Raw genomic sequence first — 18,200 nt, 5'->3', positions numbered from 1 at the left:
CCTCTGCGAGATCTACTCGACTTTTGTCGCAGCCAGCGCTGAGCAGATCAAGATTCGCGCCCATCGTCGCCTTCGCCGGCGAGCGCGAACCGGCCGTCCGCCGTCTGCTCCACCAGCCCGTCGACCAACAGTGAATCCAGCGCGCGGTCGCGCTGCGCGGTATCGGTGAGCCACGCGGTGTCCAGCTGCGCACGGGTCACCGGAAAATCGTTGCCGCGCAACACATCCAGCAGGCGGCCGCGAACCTGCCGATCCGTGCCGGCATACTTCTGCACCCGCTTGGCCACACCGTCACCCGGCGGAAAGCCCGCCGCCCGCCACGCGCAGTGACTCAGCGGGCACACCCCGCACTTCGGGTTGCGGGCCGTGCAGACCAGCGCGCCCAGCTCCATCAGTGCGGCCGAAAAGCGCGGCGCCAGTGCGTCTTCCGGTAACAGCACGACGACGTCCGCCTCGTCACGGACGGGCGCCGGGGAGCCCGCATCGGCGCGGCCGTGCACGGCCCGCGCGATCACCCGCCGCACGTTGGTGTCGACGACGGGCACCGCTTGCCGGTAGGCGAAACAGGCCACCGCACGGGCGGTGTAACTGCCGATGCCCGGCAGTGCCACCAGGGCCGCCACGTCGGCGGGCACAACGTCGCCGTGGTCGCGGGCGATCGCGACGGCGCACTCGTGCAGCCACTTGGCCCGGCGCGGATACCCCAGCTTGCCCCAGGCCCGCAGCACGTCGGCCGACCCGGCCGCGGCGGTGGCCGACGGGGTCGGCCAGCGGGCCACCCAGTCGATCCAGATCGGCAGGACCCGGGCCACCGGGGTCTGCTGCAGCATGAACTCGCTGACCAGGATCTGCCACGCGCTCACCCCTTCCGCACGCCAGGGCAGGTCGCGGCCCTCGCGGTCGAACCAGGCGATCAACTCACCGGGAGGCAGGCTCATCGCATGCGTCCGGACGTGGCAGGGCACAATGGCAGCCATGCCGAATACCAGTCCTGTGACCGCTTGGAAGGCACTCAAGGAGGGTAACGAGCGCTTCGTCGCCGGCCAGCCCGTGCACCCCAGTCAGAGCATCGAGCACCGCGCCGCCCTGGCCTCCGAGCAGAAGCCCACCGCCGTGGTGTTCGGCTGCGCCGACAGCCGGGTGGCGGCCGAGATCATCTTCGACCAGGGTCTCGGTGACATGTTCGTGGTGCGCACCGCGGGCCACGTCATCGACTCGGCCGTACTCGGCTCGATCGAATACGCCGTGGAGATCCTCAATGTGCCGCTGATCGTCGTGCTCGGTCACGACAGCTGCGGCGCGGTCAAGGCCACCATCTCGGCCCTGGATGACGGCGCCGTGCCGGGCGGCTATGTCCGCGACGTGGTGGAGCGGGTCACCTCGTCGATCCTGTTGGGCCGGCGCGACGGCCTGACCCGCGTCGACGAGTTCGAGGCCCGCCACGTGATCGAGACCGGCGCGCAGCTGATGGCCCGGTCCACGGCCATCGCCGAGCGGGTCAACGCGGGAACGCTGGCCATCGCCGGCGTCACCTACCACCTGGCCGACGGGAAGGCCGCTCTGCGAGCGCACCTGGGCGACGTCGGCGAGGCCGACTGACCGCTACTGCGGCACCACGATGCCGTGGTTGTAGGCGTACACGATCGCCGCGGCGCGGTCGCGCAGGCCGAGCTTGAGGAAGATCCGCCCGATGTGGGTCTTGACCGTCACCTCGGAGATGAACAGTTCGGCGGCGATCTCGGCGTTGGACCGGCCCTTGGCGATCAGCGTCAGCACACCGGCCTCTCGGGCCGTGAGTTCCTCGACGGCGACGGTCGCAGGCGCCGGGGTGGCGTGCCGGTAGGTCTGCAGCACCCGCGAGGTGACCGCCGGATCGAGGTAGCTGTCGCCGGCGGCGACAGCCCGCACCGCGCGGATGAGTTCCTCGGCCGAGGAGTCTTTCAGGACGAACCCGGCCGCGCCGGCGCGTAGCACCCCGGACAGCAGTTCGTCCTCGTTGAAGGTCGTCAGGGCCAGCACCGGCGGGGCGTCCGGACCGGCGAGCCGGCGGGTGGCCTCGATGCCGTCCACCCGTTTCATCCGCAGATCCATCACCACGATGTCGGGCCGGTGCTCGGCCACCGCGGCGGGCACCTCGTCGCCGTCGGAACACTCCGCCACGATCACGAAACCGTCCTTGCGGCGCAGGATCCGGCGCAGCCCGGAGCGGACCAGTTCCTGATCATCGACCAGGATGACGGTGATATCGGGGGTGTCGCCGGTGGTGGTCATGTCAGCCGGTGCACCAGGGTACCCGGCTGGATCCAGAGAAACCGCCGGATCCATTGTCGGTCAACGGAATCGACGCCCGCACGTGCCAATTACCTTGCGCCGGGCCGACATCGATGTCGCCGCCGAGCAACTCCACCCGCTGCCGCATACCGTGCAACCCGCGTCCCTCCGAATTTCGAGCCGCACCCACCGTCACGGGCAGCCGGTTGGTGATCGACAGCTCTGCCGTCGCAGGCGTGATGCGCAGCGTGACGACGGGCCCGGTCTGCGGCGCGTGTTTGGCGATGTTGGCCAGGGACTCCTGGGTGATCCGGTACAGTGCAAGACCTTCGGCCGCCGAGACCCGCCCGGTGGGCCCGTCGATCCGCAGTCGCACGTTCATCCCGGCCTTCGTGAAATCGTCCACCAGGGCGCCGATGTCGTCGACGCCCGGTTCGGGAGCCATCCGGGCATTCCCGTCGTCGAGTAGTCCCACCGTACGGCGGATGTCGGCCATCGCCTGCCGGCCCAGCCGTTCGGCATCCTCGAGGGCCTCCTGCGCATCGTCGACGTCGCGGTCCTGCTGCAGCGCCCGGCGGGCGGCGGTGACGTGCAGCAGCGTCACGCTCAGCGAGTGCGCGATGACGTCGTGCACCTCCCGCGCGATCCGTCTCCTTTCGTCGGTGACCGCGTGTTCGGCCAGGGCGGCCTGGTTCTCCTCCTGTTTGATCATCAGCTTGCGCTGCGTCTGCATCAAGAACCCGACCAGCCAGCCCATCCCGAGCACCGGGAGGTAGAGCAGCAGGCCGTCGAGCCGACCGGCCTGACCCGCGGCCACCAGCAGCGCCGCGCTCGACGCCGACACCATCACCCCGAACAGCGGTGGGCTCATCGCCACCGTGGCGCCGACCGCCAGGACCAGCAATAGCGGGGCGAAGTCGGATTCGACGGGAGTGCTGGTGGCGAACAACAGGAGAGCGGTGGTGATCATCGCGAACACCCACATCACGGCGGGATGGAACTTCGTGGAGGAGAAGAAGAACCAGACGTCGGGAATGACCGCGAGGAAGATCGCCAGCAGGCAGATCGCGAGGTCGGCGGGTGGACGCTGAAGCATAGCGACCACCAGGATGGCGGCCATTGTCACGTCCACGACGACGGCGAACGTCCACGAGAACCCCAGCGGGATCAGTTCACCCCGCTGGCGGATTCGGTCACCCAGGTAGGTGGCCAGCTCACCCAGCACCGCACCATCCTAGAGGCGCGGCCCGGCCCGGTACATCGTTCCGCGGTCGTACCGCTGACCGCCGTTGTCCTACCACGGTAGGAGGGCCGAGTCCGGACCGTGGCACGACGCGGCGGTGTGCCCGGCGCTCGTAGCGTCGCGGTATGACTTGGACACAGTTTCACGAACGCAATGACTTCATGGCCCGAACGATCGATCGCGCGGCAGCCGAACCCGAACGTGCACTGGACTTCTCGCCCGAAGAGCTCGCCGAAGTGAGTCGTCTCTTCGGCGACGTGGACAGCCTGCTGCTGGCGCTGCGCGCACGGTGGATGACGACGCTGAGCGCCAAACTGGAACAGGCGGTGTACGACGACATCCCGGTGGAACGCGTCCGCGCCCAGCTCGCGGCCGCGCAGCCGGGACTGAGCGCGCTGGTCAGCGCGGCGTCGCGCCGGTCGGTGCGGGTGCGCGCGCTGGTGCACGGCGAGCAGCAGATGGTGGACTACTTCGACGGTCCGAACCAGCCCAAACGCCGCGACATTGTTGCGTGAGAGGAGATCACCGGCGGAGCTGATCCGGCCCCTGCTGATCATCTCCGTCTGGGTGATTCTCGCGGCGCTCGGCAATGTGCTGGTGCCCCAGCTGGAGCGGGTGGTCGAACAGCACGCCCGGGCGTTCATGCCGGCCGATGCCCCGAGTTCGACGGCGGTCCGCCAGTCGGCACTGCTGTTCGGTGAGAGCCCCGGCAACAACATCAATTATGTTGTGCTGGAACGAAGTACCGGCCTGACCGGGGACGACCGCCGGTTCTACGGCGACCTGGTCTCGCGACTGCACGCCGACTCCGCCCAGGTCACCTCGGTGACCGACCTGTGGTCGGATCCGGTGACCGCTGAGGCCGCAGTCAGCGCCGACGGTCGCGCGGCGGTCGTGATGATCCGACTGGTCGGCGACCTGGGAACCGCCGAGGCGGGCGACGCGGTCCGGGCGGTGCGCACCGATGTCTCGACACTCGGGCCGCCGGCGGGCCTCGACGTCTACGTCACCGGCCCCGGGGCCACGATCGGCGACGAGTTCGCCGCGATCGACCGGCAGATGCTGATGATCACCGGCGCGACGGTGCTGTTGATCCTGGTGCTGTTGCTGATCCTGTACCGGTCGCCGGTGACCGCAGCGATCCCACTGCTCGCGGTCGGCGTCGCGCTCGCCGTCGCCCGCCCGATCGTGGCGGCCCTCGGCCAGGCCGGAGTCATCGAGGTATCGCTGTTCTCGGTGACCCTGCTGGCCGCGCTGATGCTCGGCGCGGGAACCGATTACGGCATCTTCCTGATCGGTCGCTACCACGAGGCCCGCCGACAGGGCACGCCGCGCGACTCGGCGCTCGGGTTGGCCCGCCGGGGCGTGGGTCCCGTCATCGTGGGTTCGGCCCTGACCATCGCCGCTGCGCTCGGCGCGCTCGGGTTCGCCAAGGTCGGCATGTTGCGCAGCGCCGGAATACCCACGGCGGTAGGAACTCTCGTGGTCATGGTTGCCTCGCTGACGCTCACTCCGGCGCTGCTGGATCTGGCGACGCGCCTCGGGTTCGCCGAGCCGCGCCCGACCAACGCGATCCGGCGGTGGCGGCGGGTGGGGACGACGGTGGCGCGCTGGCCCGGTCCGGTGCTGGTGGCTGCGATCGGGCTGGTCGCGCTGCTGGCCCTGCCGTTGGCCGGAATGCGCGTCGGCTGGAACGAGATCGACGCGACCCCGTCGGGTTCGGAATCGAATCGCGGGTACGCCGCCGCCGACCGGCACTTCCCCGCCAACCAGATCCTGCCCACGGCGGTCGTCGTCACCGCCGACCACAGCCTGCGCAACCCGGCCGGCCTGCTGGCGCTCGAGCGGGTCAGCCGGGCGCTGATGGCGATTCCCGGGGTGCGGTCCGTGCAGTCCGCGAGTCGGCCGGCCGGCCGGGTGCCGGACGAGGCCACGATTAGCCACCAGGCCGGCGTCATCGGGCGCCAGTTCGGGGACGCCATCGACCAGTTGACCGGACAGTTGCAGCGCGTCGGCGATCTGGATGCGACTCTGTCGCAGCTGCAGGACGTGGTGGCGGGTCTGCCCGGGCAGCTCGGCCGCGGCCGTGGCGGATTCACCGAGATCGAGTCCGCCGCAGGCGATATGCAACGCGGCATGGCCGATGTCCAGCGCACGGCCACCGAGCTGTCCGGCCGGCTGGACCCGTTGCGCAACTTCGTCGCCGGGACGCCGGACTGTCCGGGGAACATGTTGTGCGCCGCCGTCGATCAGGTGGTGGCGCCGGTCGACGAACTGCTGCGCGGATCGGCCGGACTGGCCGACAGTGCCGCACGGCTGCGTGGCGGCACGCAGCAGGCCGGTGGCGCATTCGACGGTCTCCCGGCGGCGCTGACGACGATGCGCGACGCGTTGGCCCGGGCCCGGTCGTCGGCCCGGGAGGTCACCGAGGTTGTCGGCGCGATGGGCCCCGATATGCACCAGCTGTCCGACTACCTCGGCGAGTTGGGTGCCCAGTTCAGCGGGAGCGCCGACGGGGGCTTCTACCTACCGCAGCAGGCACTGTCGGATCCGCGCCTGCGCGCCGCGATGGATTCCCTGCTGTCCACCGACGGCCGGGCCGCCTATCTGCTGGTCCATGGGGAGGGCCCGGAGTGGGGCGTCGACGGCGCCGCGCGCTCGCGACTGATCGAGACGGCCGTGCACGAGGCGACCAAGGAGGGCACGTTGCGGCCGGCCGCGGTTTACCTCGGCGGTGTCGGGCCAGTGACCCGCGACCTGCAGACGCTGCTCGCGCGGGACATGCGTCTGCTGGTCGGCACGGCGCTGGTGCTGATCTTCGCGATCATGCTGGTCATGCTGCGCAGCCCGGTCGCGGCCCTGGTGGTGGTCGGGACCGTCGTGGTGTCGTTCGCCGCCGCGGTGGGCGCATCGGTGCTCGTCTGGCAGTACCTGCTCGGCCATGACCTGCACTGGGCGGTCGCGCCCATCGCGTTGATCGCGCTGCTGGCGGTCGGCGCCGACTACAACCTGTTGCTGACACTGCGGCTGCGCGAGGAGACCTTCGTCCGCGCGGCCGGCCCCAGAACGGGGCTGATCCGGGCGTTCGGTGCCACCGGCGCGACGGTGACGGCCGCGGGAGTGGTGTTCGGCGTGACGATGGCGGCGCTGGCCGGAAGCACGGTGCTCAGCGTCGCCCAGATCGGGACCACCATCGGTATCGGTCTGATGATCGACACGCTGGTGATCCGCGCGTTCGTGGTGCCCAGCGTTGCGGTGCTGCTGGGCCGGTGGTTCTGGTGGCCAATACCGCCTGTGAGTCCGATGAGGGTGGCGACACGCCGCCCCGGGTCGAACATGTTGCGGTGACCTGCCCTTACCGTTGAGAACGTGCTGGATTTGGAACCGCGCGGGCCGTTATCGCCCGAGATCTACCGCCGCCGCCGGGCGCTGGCCATCGGCGTCGCCGGCCTCGTGGCGGCCATCGTCATCGGAACCTTGTTCATGGTCTTCGGTGGTGGGAGCTCCGGCACCCCGAAGAAGGCCGCCGAACCCAACACGTCGCAGGGGCCGCTGGGCCAGGCGCCGGACCCCGGCGTGAAGACCCCCGTGGTGGCGCCCGCCGAGCAGAGCCCCGCGGCCACGCCGACGCCGACGGCGGCCGTCGAACCGCCGCCGGTGCTCAAACCGGGCGACGACTGCCCCGATTCGACGCTGGCCGTCAAGGGCCTGACCAACGAGCCGCGCTACGTCATCGGCGATCAGCCGAAGTTCACGATGGTGGTCACCAATATCGGCCTGACGGCCTGCCAACGTGACGTGGGCGCGGCGGTGCTGGCGGCCTACGTGTACACCCTGGACAACAAGCGGCTGTGGTCCAACCTGGACTGCGCGCCCTCCAACGAGACCCTGGTGAAGTCGTTCAATCCCGGTGAGCAGGTGACCACCGAGGTCACCTGGACGGGGATGGGCTCGGCCCCGCAGTGCCCGCTGCCGCGTCAGCCCATCGGGCCGGGGACGTACAACCTGGTGGTCCAGCTGGGCAATCTGCGGTCGGCGACGGTGCCGTTCGTGCTCGCGGAACCGTCCGCCCAGGACCCCGCAGCCCCGGCGCCGCCACCGGCTCCGGACGCCCCCGCTCCGCCGCCCGAGGGCCCGGCCCCGGCCGGCTGAGCGCCGCTCAGGCCAGCCGGTCGGCGATGGTCGACTCGGCGAGCTGGGACAGCCCCTCCCGGACGTGCCGGGCCCACATGGCGCCGATCCCGTCGACCGACTGCAGATCTGTGGCGCTGGCCGCCAGCAGACCCTGTAGGGATCCGAACGTGCGTACCAGCAGGTCGACGTGGGCGAACTGCAGGCGCGGAATGCCGGCCATCGCCCGGTAGCCGCGCGAGTTCAGCGCCGAGTCCTGGGCTTCGACGGTGGATGGATAGCCGAACACCTGGGCCAGTGCGGTGAAGTCCAGCAGGTCGGCGTCGGAGAGGGTGTCGAGTGCGTCGAGCGTCTCGGCCACCTCGGTCTCCGACGGGGCGTCGGGGTTGGCGTGGTAGTCGCGCACGATCAGTTCCCGGGCGGTGTCGTTGCCGCCGAGCAGTTCCTCGAGCTGCAGCCGGAGCTGACGGCCGTCGGTTCCCAATTCCACTGTGTCATAATCGATTTCGAGTCCGATGCGACGGACCATCTCCAGCCGCTGCACCACGGTCATCACATCGCGCAGCGTGACGAAATCCTCGATCTCCCCGGTGGACAACTGCCGGCTGACCTCGTCGAGGCGGGCCTTGTAGCGCTCGAGGGTGGCGATGGCCTGGTTGGCCCGCGACAAGATGGTGGCCGAATCGGCCACCACATGACGTTCACCGGCCACATACACCGTCACGATGCTCATCGAATGACTGACCGAGATCACCGGAAAGCCGGTCTGAATGGCCGTACGTTCGGCCGAGCGGTGCCGGGTGCCGGACTCGTCGGTGGGAATGGACGGATCCGGGACCAGTTGGACATTGGCGCGGACGATTCGCTCACCGTCGGTGGACAGCACGACCGCGCCGTCCATCTTGGACAGCTCGCGCAGCCTGGTGGGGGCGTACCGGACGTCCAGCGCGAAGCCGCCGTCGCAGATCCCCTCGACGCGCTCGTCGTACCCGAGCACGATCAGCGCACCCGTGCGGCCGCGCAGGATCCGTTCCAGGCCGTCGCGCAGCGCGGTGCCGGGGGCCAGGCGTCCGATGGTGTCCCGCAGGGTCGGGCCGGTGGTGCTGGGTGTCACGACCAACCATTGTCCCCTGTGTCGTCCGCGGGTGGATGCCGGTCCACGACTTTGAGGTCCGGCCGGGTTGGAGGTTTGACCACGGGCGGTGCGCCGGCCGGCCGGACGGCGATCTTCATCAGGGTGGCCAGCGCGTCCCGGATGGTGGCGACCTCGAGCAGGCGGATGCCCGGCGGGGGTTTGGTGACGCCGGGCGGGACGATGGCCGTGGTGAAGCCCAGCCGGGCCGCCTCGGCCAGCCGCCGCTCGAGTCCGGTGACCCGGCGCAGATCGCCCGCCAGCCCGACTTCGCCGATCACGACCGTCGACGTGGGCAGGCACAGGTCGGCGTACGCGGAGGTGATGGCCAGCGCGACGGCCAGATCCGACGACGGGTCGGTCAAGCGCATGCCACCGACCGTCGACAGGTACACATCGTGCTTGCCGATCCGGATGCCGGCGCGCGAGTCCAGCACAGCGGCCGTCATCGCCGCCCGGGACTGGTCGACCCCGCTGACCGCGCGGCGCGGCGAGGGCACCTCCTGGGTGCCGATCAGCGCCTGGATCTCGCCGATCAGCGGTCGCTTGCCGTCCAGGGTGACGGTCACCGCGGTGCCGGGCACCGGCTCGGGCCGTTGATCCAGGAACAACCCGGACGGGTCGGCCACCCCTTCGATCCCGTTGTCGTGCAACAGGAAACAGCCCACCTCGTCGGCGGAGCCGAACCGGTTCTTGACCCCGCGGACCATGCGCAGGGTGCTGTTGCGGTCGCCCTCGAAGTGCAGCACCACATCGACGAGGTGCTCGAGCGACCGCGGGCCGGCGATGGCGCCGTCCTTGGTGACATGACCGACCAGGACCATCGCCACCCCGGGCCCGGCCTTGGCGTAACCCGTCAGCGCCGTGGTGACCGCGCGCACCTGTGTGACGCCGCCGGTGACGCCGTCGGTCTCGGTGGTGGACAGGGTCTGCACGGAGTCGATGACGACCAGCGACGGGCGCACCGCGTCCAGATGGCCCAGCACGGTCTGCACGTCGGACTCGGCGGCGAGGTAGACCTCGTCGTGGGCGCAGCCGGTGCGTTCGGCCCGCATCCGGATCTGGCCGGCGGACTCCTCGCCGGACACGTACAGCGCGCGACGCCCGGCCGACGCCCAGCGGTGCACGACCTCGAGCAGCAGCGTCGACTTGCCCACCCCCGGCTCGCCGGCGAGCAGGATGACCGACCCCGGGACGATCCCGCCGCCCAGAACGCGGTCCAGCTCGGCGACGGCGGTGGGGACGTGGCGGGTGTGGTCGGGGTCGATAGCGCTGATCGGCACGGCGGCCGAGACCGGCACCTTGGATCGGCCGGTGCCGCCCAGCGAGGTCAGTACCGCGACCTCGTCAACGGTGCCCCACGTGCCGCATTCCGGGCAGCGGCCCACCCATTTGGCCGTGACATGCCGGCACTCCGAGCACTGGAACTGCGGGCGCGGTCGGGCACTGGCTCTGGTCACGTCGCGACCGTAACCGGGGGGTACGACAGATCGGCGCAGACACGGCGCTGCCGGTCGGGCCTGTTGGTCAGCCCTCTTGGCGCGATGCGTTGCCGGCCGAGATCGGCACGGCCAGGGTCTTCTGGCCGGCCTTCTCGAAGGTGAAGGTGAAGTCGTACGTCAGGCCGTTGCGGATCGGCTTGGTCAGCGCGACCGAGGCCCCGGCAGCGGTCGCGGCCTCCACGGAGCTCAGCTCCGCGGCGCCGTCCGGCACCCCCACCGCGAGCATCCCCTGGGCGGGCACCTCGGTATTGCCGGTCAGCGTCACCTCGCCGACGTCGGTGGTGATGCCGACCAGCCGGTCGTTGACGTCCGGGGAGGAGTTGGCGACCGCGAGGATCAGGGCGACGTCGCTGCCCGGCTCCAGCGCGTCACCGGTCTCGACGGCCTGGATGTGGACGTTGCGCAGAGCGATCGGGCCCAGGTTGCCGAGGGTGCCGTTGACGGCGGGTTCCTGGGTGGCGACCTGGGAGACCTGCCCGGCGCCGCATCCGGCCAGAGTGGCCGCGACGACCAGTCCGGCGGCGGCCAGCCCGATGCGGGCGGCGGTACGACGGCTATCCATGCTCACCACTGGTGGCCTCCTGCTCGGGAACGGACTTGGAAGAAGACTAGTACGCAGCGTAGTAGTCGGCGTCAACCGCCGCCCGGGACCCGCCCCGCATTGGCCCCCGCAGGGCGGTTCGTTGCACGTAAACGACACCCTGTCAACCCCCAGTCTTAACCCGTTGTGCCCCTGACCTGCATCGTTGGATCACGCTTGGTCACAGCGCGTGCTATCCTGGTGGAGCGAAAGGGGCTCTAATCTGATGATTTTCAAGGTCGGAGACACCGTTGTCTATCCACACCACGGTGCTGCGTTGATCGAGGCGATCGAAACCCGGACCATCAAGGGCGAGCAGAAGGAATATCTGGTCCTCAAGGTCGCCCAGGGCGACCTGACCGTACGGGTGCCCGCCGACAACGCCGAATACGTCGGTGTTCGCGACGTGGTTGGACAGGAGGGTCTCGACAAGGTCTTCCAGGTGCTGCGCGCCCCCCATACCGAGGAGCCGACCAACTGGTCGCGCCGGTACAAGGCCAACCTCGAGAAGCTCGCCTCGGGTGACGTCAACAAGGTCGCCGAGGTCGTTCGCGACCTGTGGCGCCGTGATCAGGAGCGCGGACTGTCCGCCGGCGAGAAGCGCATGCTGGCCAAGGCCCGGCAGATCCTGGTCGGGGAGCTTGCCCTGGCCGAGAACACCGATGACGCCAAGGCCGAGATCATCCTCGACGAGGTTCTGGCGGCCGCCTCCTAGGCCGCGGTGGGCACTCACGTGCGCACCGTTGCCATCGTCCCCGCCGCCGGTGCCGGACACCGGCTGGGCGCGGGAGTTCCGAAGGCCTTCGTCGAACTCGAAGGCAGATCGCTCATCGAGCATGCGCTGATCGGGTTGCGAGAATCGGGTGCCGTCGACGAGATCGTCGTCGCCGTGCCGCCCGGCCGCACCGATGAGGCGATGCTCGTGCTGTTCTCGCCCGACCACCCCGTGACCGTCGTCGCCGGCGGCGCGGAGCGCGGCGATTCCGTCCGGCTGGCGCTCGAGGCCGCCGGTTCCGCGGATTTCGTCCTGATCCACGATGCCGCGCGGCCATTGACGCCGCCCGCTCTGATCGCCCGCGTCGCGGCCGCGCTGCGCGACGGCCACGACGCGGTGGTGCCCGGCCTGCCGCTGGCGGACACGGTCAAGGCCGTCGACGCCAACGGCGACGTCCTGGGCACACCGGAACGGGCCGGACTGCGCGCGGTGCAGACACCGCAGGGCTTCGCCACCGAGCTGCTGTTGCGGGCCCATCAGCGGAGCGCCGGGACGTTCACCGACGACGCGGCCATGGTCGAGAACATCGGTGGCCGGGTCCACGTGGTCGACGGCGACCCGCTGGCCTTCAAGATCACCACACCCCTGGACCTGACCCTGGCCAGGGCGGTGCTCCGTGGTCTCTGACGTGGGAGCTGCACTCCCCCGGGTCGGGCAGGGCGTCGATGTGCACCCCGTGGAACCGGGCCGGCCGTGCCACCTGCTGGGGTTGCTGTTCGACGGCGCCGACGGGTGTGCGGGCCATTCCGACGGTGACGTGGCCGCGCATGCCCTGTGCGACGCCCTGCTGTCGGCCGCCGGATTGGGTGACATCGGCGGCGTGTTCGGCGTCGACGATCCGCGGTGGGCCGGTGTGACGGGCCGGGTGATGCTCGCGCACGTACGCGAACTGCTCGCCGGGGCGGGCTACCGGATCGGCAACGCCGTGGTCCAGGTGATCGGCAACCGGCCCAAGGTCGGCCCGCGCCGGGCCGAGGCGCAGCAGCTGCTCTCCGAGCTCCTCGGTGCGCCGGTCTCGGTCTCGGCGACCACCACCGACGGTCTGGGCCTGACCGGGCGGGGTGAAGGCCTGGCCGCCATCGCCACCGCGCTCGTCGTCGCCGATGCCGGTTCCGCCCCGAACGGCCGGTAAGCTCGCACGTCGTGATTGAACGCGGGGCTGCCAATGGCCTGAAGCTGCACGACACCATGACCGGTGCCGTGCGTGAGTTCACGCCCGTGCGGCCCGGCCACGTCTCGATCTACCTGTGCGGCGCCACCGTGCAGGGGCTGCCCCACATCGGCCACGTCCGCAGCGGCGTCGCATTCGACGTGCTGCGCCGCTGGCTACTGGCCAAGGGGCTCGATGTCGCGTTCATCCGCAACGTCACCGACATCGACGACAAGATCCTCACGAAGGCCGCCGCCGCGGACCGGCCGTGGTGGGAGTGGGCCGCGACCCACGAGCGGGCCTTCGCCGCCGCCTACGACGCGCTCGGTGTGTTGCCGCCGTCGGCCGAGCCGCGTGCCACCGGGCACATCACTCAGATCGTCGAGCTGATCGAGCGGCTGATCGACACCGGCCACGCCTATACCGGCGCTGGCGACGTCTACTTCGACGTCCTGAGCTATCCCGAATACGGGGCGCTGTCGGGACACCGCATCGACGACGTGCACCAGGGCGAGGGCGTGGCCACCGGTAAGCGTGACCAGCGGGACTTCACCCTCTGGAAGGGCGCCAAGCCCGGTGAGCCGTCGTGGCCGACGCCGTGGGGGCGCGGCCGGCCGGGCTGGCATTCCGAGTGCGTGGCGATGGCGCACGAGTACCTCGGGGCGCAGTTCGACATCCATTGCGGCGGAATGGATCTGGTTTTCCCGCATCACGAGAACGAGATCGCCCAGGCCCGGGCGGCCGGCGACCGGTTCGCGGAGTTCTGGCTGCACAACGGGTGGGTCACCATGGGTGGCGAGAAGATGAGCAAGTCGCTGGGCAACGTGCTCTCGATTCCCGCAGTGCTGCAACGGGTTCGGCCCGCCGAGTTGCGGTACTACCTGGGTAGCGCCCACTATCGGTCGATGCTGGAGTTCTCCGAAGGGGCATTGCAGGATGCGGTGAAGGCCTATGTGGGCCTGGAGGACTTCCTGCACCGGGTACGCACCCGGGTCGGCGTCGTCGAGGTCGGCCGGTGGACCGACCGGTTCGGCGCCGCGCTCGACGACGACCTGGCGGTGCCGGCCGCGCTCGCCGAGGTGCACACCGCCCGCGCCGACGGCAACCGCGCCCTGGATGCCGGCGACCACGATGGCGCCATGGCCCAGGCCGCCTCGATCCGGGCCATGATGGGGATCCTCGGCTGCGACCCGCTCGACGAGCGCTGGGTGTCGCGCGACGAGACGTCCTCGGCCCTGGCCGCCATCGACGTGTTGACCAAATGGGCCCTCGAGGGCCGTACTGATGCTCGCGCACAACGGGATTGGGCCCGGGCCGACGAGATCCGCGACCGGCTCAAGGCGGCCGGGATCGAGGTCACCGATACCTCCGACGGCCCGCAATGGTCCCTGGCCGACGGGACGGCCCGCTGATGGCCGGCAATTCGCAGCGGCGCGGCGCCGTCCGCAAGCCGGGCACCAAGAAGGGGCCGACGGTCGGGTCCGGTGGCGTCCGGCGCCGCGGGCTCGAGGGCAAGGGCGCAACTCCGCCGGCCCATGAGCGGCCCCACCATCCGGCCGGCAAGCGGGCGGCCAAGGCCGCTCGGTCGGCGCAGGGCCGGCAGAAGAAGACCGACGACACCGAGATCGTGCTCGGCCGCAACCCGGTGGTGGAGTGCCTGCGGGCCGGTGTTCCCGCGACCGCGCTCTACGTCGCGCTGGGCACCGAATCCGATGAGCGGCTGACCGAATCCGTCACGCGGGCAGCCGATTCCGGCATCCCGATCCTCGAAGTGTCCCGTACCGACCTGGACCGGATGAGCAGCAACGGGCTGCATCAGGGTATCGGCCTGCAGGTGCCGCCGTACCAGTACGCGCATCCCACCGATCTGCTGCGGGAGGCCACCTCCGATGCGATGCCCGCCCTGCTGGTCGCGCTCGACAACATCTCCGATCCCCGGAACCTGGGCGCGATCGTGCGGTCGGCCGCGGCGTTCGGCGGACACGGTGTGCTGATCCCGCAGCGTCGCTCCGCATCGGTGACCGCGGTCGCGTGGCGCACCAGTGCCGGTGCGGCGGCCCGGCTGCCGGTGGCCCGCGCGACGAATCTCAATAGAACGCTGAAGGATTGGGGCGACGCCGGGTTGCAGATCGTCGGGCTGGATGCGGGTGGCGACACCACCCTGGACGAGCTCGATGCGACCGGGCCCACCGTGGTGGTGGTCGGTTCGGAGGGCAAGGGCCTGTCGCGCCTGGTCCGGGAGAACTGCGATGCGGTGGTGTCGATCCCGATGGCCGGCCCGACGGAATCGCTGAACGCCTCGGTGGCCGCCGGAGTGGTACTGGCCGAGATCGCCCGCCAGCGCCGCTGATTCGGGCGGAACCTGCTCGCTCAGACGCCGAACACACGGATGCCGGCCCACAGCGCCAGCACCGCCAGCACCAGCGTCACCGGGACGGTGAGCACGCCCAGCACGGTGAATTCCCGCACATCCGTCGAGATCCCCTGGGCGCCGAGGACTCGCCGCCACAACAGGTTCGCCAGCGATCCGACGTAGGTCAGGTTGGGGCCGATGTTCACCCCGATCAGCACGGCCAGCACCGCGGCCGGTCCAGTGACGCTCACCAGCGGCAGCAGCACGAGGACCGCGGGCAGGTTGTTGATCAGGTTGGCCAGCACCGCGGCCAGCATCGCGATACCCAGCAGGGCGGCCGGCCCGGTGCCGTCGGGCACCAGGTGGCCCAACCGGTCGGCCAGTCCGTTGTCCATCACGGCCCGCACCACGACCCCGAGTGCCAGCACGAAGACCAGGAACACCGGGTGGGCCGAGCGCGCCAGCCCCGTCCACGTGCTGGTGCCGCGCGCCAGACTGTGCGCGCCGAGCACCGCCGCACCGCCGGCCGCCGCCCAGAACGGCTCCAGGCCGAGGAACGACGTCACCGCGAACCCGGCCAGGGTCACTGCGAGCACCGCCAGGACGAAGCGCGGCAGCGTGGGCGGGTCGATCGCGGCCACGGTGGCGGGGCCGTCGCGGTTCGGCTCGGGCGTGAGATCGCCGGCGAAGAACAATCGGAACAGGACGTATTCGGCGGCGATCGCGATCAGCCACGGCCCGGTCATCAGCACCGCGAACCGCGTGAACGACACACCCGCGGCGGCGAACGCCAACAGGTTGGTCAGGTTGGATACCGGCAGCAGCAGCGAGGCCGTGTTCGAGAGGTGGGCCGTGGCATAGGCGTGCGGCCGGACGGGCACGGCCGCCTTGCGGGCGGTGGCCAGCACCACCGGGGTGAGCAGCACGATCGTGGCGTCCAGCGAGAGCACCGCGGTGGTGACGGCCGCGACGGCGAACACCTGGCCCAGGAGTCGGACCGGTCGGCCGGGGCTGCGGCGTGCCATCATCGTGCCCAGGGCGTCGAAGAGCCCCTCGTCGTCGCAGATCCGGGCCAGCACGAGGACGGCGCCCAGGAAGGCGACGACGGGCAGCAGGCGGTGGGCCTCGGCCAGTGCGTCGCGCGACGAGATCGCGCCGACCGCAACGAGAATCAGTGCGGCCGGCAGCGCGGCGGCGGCTTCCGGCCAGCCCTGCGGGCGGGCGATGGCGAACACCAGGACGATCAGCAGCAGTGCCAGCGACAGGACCGACACGAACGTCACCGCCAGGGGTCCTCGCGCTGCCAGAGGGTGGGCAGGAGCAGGCGTACGCCGTCGGCGCGGGCCAGTTCGCCGAGCACCCGCAGCGAGTTGTCGAGGTCATCGCCGGCATAGGGCAACGCGCGCAACGGTTTCGACAGCGGCCGGAAGAAGTCGTCCCAGTGGATCCCGACCACCGTGCGGGCGCCGACCGCGCGGACGGTCTCGGTCCAGTAGTCGACGAGGTACTGCCGCGGCTGAATACCCAACTGGCCCAGCCCGAGGTAGGCGACCTCGGCGCGGTGCTCCCGCAGTGCGCCGGGCACGAAACCCGCGCTGCCCTGGATCAGGACGCGCCGGTCGCTGGGCCGGTGGTGCAGGAAGGCGGACCAGGCTTCCCCGCACCGGTAGGCCGAGGTGCGCACGGGCGGCCGCACGGGTTCGGTGATCACACCGGGGAACCGGTCGGGCGGACAGTGGTGGGATTCGACCAGGGTGAGGTCGAACGCGCCGAACGACAGCGCCGAACCCGGGTCGGCAACCACGATCCGATCTTCCGGAAGTCCTTGTCCGCGGCCGATATTCGCCGCAGACCGGCCGCCGATCAGGGTGGCACCGGTGCGCTCGGCCACCACTGCGGAGTCGAGCCCGTGGTCGAAGTGCGTGTGCACGGGCAGCACCGCGTCGAGGCGCCGCACGCCCAGGCGGCCCAGGCAACCGTCGATGCGTGGGGCGCTCGGGGCGATCCGGCCCAGGCCCACCCGTGCCAGTGACGGCCGAGTGAAGAAGCCGTCGGTCATCAGCGCCGACTCGCCGTCGCTGATCAGCAGCGTCGACACCCCGGCCCAGGTGATGGCCAGCGGGCCGGCGGGCTCGGCGGTGGGGACGGCGAACAGGTGGTTGTGGTCGGCGAGGTCCGGCCGGCCCAGTCGTGCGCGCATCAGCTGAACGCCTCCAGAGTCACGCCGCGCTGCTGCAGCCGGGTCCGCACCGCCCGCGCGATCTGCGTTGCGCCCGGTGAATCACCATGTACGCAAATGGATTCCACGTTCAGTTCGATGCGCGTGCCGTCGACCGCGGTGATCGTACCGGTGGTCACCATCTGCTCGACGCGATCGGCGATCTCGGTGGCGTCGTGCAGGACGGCGCCCGGCTGGCCGCGGGGCACCAGGGTGGCGTCCGCCAGGTAGGCGCGGTCGGCGAAACCTTCGGTGACGGTGCGCAGTCCCAGGCGGCGGGCCTCGGTGAAGAATGCCGAACCGGCCAGCCCGAGCACCGGCAGGCCGGTGTCGACGGCGGCCACCGCGGCGGCCACGGCCCGGGCCTGCTGAGTGTCGGTGACGATGGTGTTGTACAGCGCGCCGTGCGGTTTGACGTAACCGACGTGGGCGCCGACGGATCGGGCCAGTGCCTGCAGTGCCCCGATCTGGTAGATCACATCGGCCATCAGATCGTCGTGAGCGACGTCGATGTAGCGCCGGCCGAACCCGGCGAGATCGCGGTAACCGATCTGCGCGCCGATGCGGACGCCGGCCTGCGCGGCCTGTCGGCATACGCCGCGCAGACCCGCCGGGTCGCCGGCATGGAATCCGCAGGCCAGGTTGGCGCTGGTGACGATGCCGAGCATGGCGGCGTCGTCACCGACCCGCCACACCCCGAAACCCTCGCCGAGATCGGCGTTCAGATCGACGCGCGTCGTCATGGGGCATCAGCCTATGCGCCGAACGCGATGTGTCCTCCTTATTGAAAACCGTTACCATTAGTGCTGTGCGAATCCTCGGCCTGCTGTCCCTGGTCAGTGCGT

General features: G+C 70.5%; 18 protein-coding genes. 9 read left to right on the top strand and 9 right to left on the bottom strand.

What is annotated here, in order from left to right:
* Positions 1-47: 47 nt before the first annotated feature.
* Positions 48-977, bottom strand: coding sequence for an iron-sulfur binding domain-containing protein (locus U0R18_RS15765; protein ID WP_526370011.1), 930 nt, complete (start codon positions 975-977; stop codon positions 48-50).
* On the opposite strand from U0R18_RS15765, the gene U0R18_RS15760 reads away from it, so the two are divergent.
* The gene (locus U0R18_RS15760; protein WP_526370009.1) at positions 976-1,599 is read left to right on the top strand and encodes a carbonic anhydrase; all 624 of its coding nucleotides are present in this window, start codon (positions 976-978) and stop codon (positions 1,597-1,599) included. The two genes, U0R18_RS15765 and U0R18_RS15760, sit on opposite strands and share 2 nt — an antisense overlap.
* 3 nt (positions 1,600-1,602) lie before the next feature.
* Here the strand turns inward: U0R18_RS15760 and U0R18_RS15755 are convergent, their stop codons facing one another.
* Positions 1,603-2,271 (bottom strand): response regulator transcription factor, encoded by a 669-nt coding sequence (locus tag U0R18_RS15755; RefSeq protein WP_526370007.1) that lies wholly within the window; start codon positions 2,269-2,271, stop codon positions 1,603-1,605.
* A gap of 1 nt (position 2,272) precedes the next feature.
* Complete coding sequence (locus tag U0R18_RS15750) at positions 2,273-3,496, bottom strand: sensor histidine kinase (protein ID WP_526370005.1); 1,224 nt, start codon at positions 3,494-3,496, stop codon at positions 2,273-2,275.
* Between the two features lie 143 nt (positions 3,497-3,639).
* Here U0R18_RS15750 and U0R18_RS15745 point away from each other — a divergent pair, with 143 nt between their 5' ends.
* From U0R18_RS15745 to U0R18_RS15735, 3 genes are read left to right on the top strand one after another with little or no spacing between them, the layout of a single operon-like run.
* Positions 3,640-4,029, top strand: a complete 390-nt coding sequence (locus tag U0R18_RS15745; protein WP_526370003.1) for a hypothetical protein — start codon at positions 3,640-3,642, stop codon at positions 4,027-4,029.
* The gene (locus tag U0R18_RS15740) at positions 4,022-6,862 is read left to right on the top strand and encodes an MMPL/RND family transporter (RefSeq protein ID WP_526370001.1); all 2,841 of its coding nucleotides are present in this window, start codon (positions 4,022-4,024) and stop codon (positions 6,860-6,862) included. The genes U0R18_RS15745 and U0R18_RS15740 overlap by 8 nt, the downstream gene beginning before the upstream one ends.
* A gap of 21 nt (positions 6,863-6,883) precedes the next feature.
* The gene (locus U0R18_RS15735) at positions 6,884-7,666 is read left to right on the top strand and encodes a hypothetical protein (protein ID WP_526369999.1); all 783 of its coding nucleotides are present in this window, start codon (positions 6,884-6,886) and stop codon (positions 7,664-7,666) included.
* A gap of 7 nt (positions 7,667-7,673) precedes the next feature.
* On the opposite strand, the gene disA is transcribed toward U0R18_RS15735, so the two are convergent.
* The 3 genes from disA to U0R18_RS15720 form a co-directional block, all read right to left on the bottom strand.
* Entirely contained in the window at positions 7,674-8,759 is a 1,086-nt protein-coding gene (gene disA, locus U0R18_RS15730) for a DNA integrity scanning diadenylate cyclase DisA (RefSeq protein ID WP_526369997.1), read from the bottom strand.
* The gene (gene radA / locus U0R18_RS15725; protein ID WP_526369995.1) at positions 8,756-10,237 is read right to left on the bottom strand and encodes a DNA repair protein RadA; all 1,482 of its coding nucleotides are present in this window, start codon (positions 10,235-10,237) and stop codon (positions 8,756-8,758) included. The genes disA and radA overlap by 4 nt, the downstream gene beginning before the upstream one ends.
* 67 nt (positions 10,238-10,304) lie before the next feature.
* Entirely contained in the window at positions 10,305-10,841 is a 537-nt protein-coding gene (locus U0R18_RS15720) for a copper chaperone PCu(A)C domain-containing protein (protein WP_526370424.1), read from the bottom strand.
* 244 nt (positions 10,842-11,085) lie between these two features.
* Between U0R18_RS15720 and carD the strand changes: the two genes are divergently transcribed.
* Genes carD through rlmB form a run of 5 tightly spaced genes read left to right on the top strand, consistent with a single transcriptional unit; the run spans position 11,086 to position 15,134 of the window.
* Positions 11,086-11,574 carry an RNA polymerase-binding transcription factor CarD gene (gene carD / locus U0R18_RS15715; protein WP_078021125.1) on the top strand — a complete coding sequence of 163 codons (489 nt, stop codon included), beginning with the start codon at positions 11,086-11,088 and terminating at the stop codon, positions 11,572-11,574.
* 18 nt (positions 11,575-11,592) lie between these two features.
* The gene (gene ispD, locus U0R18_RS15710) at positions 11,593-12,261 is read left to right on the top strand and encodes a 2-C-methyl-D-erythritol 4-phosphate cytidylyltransferase (protein ID WP_526369993.1); all 669 of its coding nucleotides are present in this window, start codon (positions 11,593-11,595) and stop codon (positions 12,259-12,261) included.
* Between the two features lies 1 nt (position 12,262).
* Positions 12,263-12,766: a 2-C-methyl-D-erythritol 2,4-cyclodiphosphate synthase gene (gene ispF / locus U0R18_RS15705; protein ID WP_526369991.1), complete on the top strand. Its 504-nt coding sequence runs from the start codon at positions 12,263-12,265 to the stop codon at positions 12,764-12,766.
* Positions 12,767-12,780: 14 nt separating this feature from the next.
* Positions 12,781-14,196, top strand: coding sequence for a cysteine--tRNA ligase (gene cysS, locus U0R18_RS15700; RefSeq protein WP_526370422.1), 1,416 nt, complete (start codon positions 12,781-12,783; stop codon positions 14,194-14,196).
* Positions 14,196-15,134 (top strand): 23S rRNA (guanosine(2251)-2'-O)-methyltransferase RlmB, encoded by a 939-nt coding sequence (rlmB, locus tag U0R18_RS15695; RefSeq protein ID WP_526369989.1) that lies wholly within the window; start codon positions 14,196-14,198, stop codon positions 15,132-15,134. Before cysS ends, rlmB begins: the two co-directional genes overlap by 1 nt.
* A gap of 20 nt (positions 15,135-15,154) precedes the next feature.
* Here the strand turns inward: rlmB and U0R18_RS15690 are convergent, their stop codons facing one another.
* The 3 genes from U0R18_RS15690 to U0R18_RS15680 are packed head-to-tail and all read right to left on the bottom strand — an operon-like array spanning position 15,155 to position 18,098.
* Entirely contained in the window at positions 15,155-16,420 is a 1,266-nt protein-coding gene (locus U0R18_RS15690; protein ID WP_526369987.1) for an SLC13 family permease, read from the bottom strand.
* Entirely contained in the window at positions 16,417-17,337 is a 921-nt protein-coding gene (locus tag U0R18_RS15685) for an MBL fold metallo-hydrolase (RefSeq protein WP_526369985.1), read from the bottom strand. The genes U0R18_RS15690 and U0R18_RS15685 overlap by 4 nt, the downstream gene beginning before the upstream one ends.
* Positions 17,337-18,098 (bottom strand): LamB/YcsF family protein, encoded by a 762-nt coding sequence (locus U0R18_RS15680; RefSeq protein WP_526369983.1) that lies wholly within the window; start codon positions 18,096-18,098, stop codon positions 17,337-17,339. Before U0R18_RS15680 ends, U0R18_RS15685 begins: the two co-directional genes overlap by 1 nt.
* Positions 18,099-18,200: the final 102 nt, after the last annotated feature.

The sequence above is a fragment of the Mycobacterium sp. genome, from assembly GCF_046330795.1.
Classification (GTDB): domain Bacteria; phylum Actinomycetota; class Actinomycetes; order Mycobacteriales; family Mycobacteriaceae; genus Mycobacterium.
This window is presented reverse-complemented; position numbering and strand designations above follow the sequence as displayed.